General features: G+C 42.6%; 1 protein-coding gene. It reads left to right on the top strand.

Going from position 1 to position 385, the window contains the following annotated elements; translation table 11 throughout:
- Nucleotides 1-16: 16 nt before the first annotated feature.
- A partial coding sequence (locus WFH18_RS17880; protein ID WP_336755425.1) for an IS6 family transposase occupies nt 17-385 on the top strand: 369 nt, incomplete at its 3' end.

Here is a 385-nt window from a genome sequence, read left to right as displayed (position 1 = left end):
TTTCGAGATACAGCAGATGAATCCCTTCCACGGTCGGCACTTTCAAGGTGAAATCATTCTTTGGGCTGTTCGTTGGTATTGTAAATATGGCATCAGCTATCGTGAACTTCAAGAAATGCTCGCTGAACGAGGCATAAATGTGGATCACAGTACAATTTATCGTTGGGTTCAGCGTTATGCTCCAGAAATGGAAAAACGGTTACGCTGGTATTGGCGTAATCCTACAGATTTACATTCATGGCATATGGATGAGACTTATATCAAAGTGAAGGGGCGATGGACTTACCTGTATCGTGCAGTTGATCAACGGGGTCATACGATTGACTTTTACCTTTCCGCTAGACGGAACAGTAAATCAGCCTATAGTTTTCTAGGAAAGATCTTC

Origin of the sequence: Acinetobacter sp. USHLN143, assembly GCF_037145695.1 — a bacterium.
GTDB classification, from domain to species: domain Bacteria; phylum Pseudomonadota; class Gammaproteobacteria; order Pseudomonadales; family Moraxellaceae; genus Acinetobacter; species Acinetobacter fasciculus.
The sequence above is the reverse complement of the archived record's forward strand: the minus strand, read 5'-3'. Positions and strand labels throughout refer to the sequence as shown.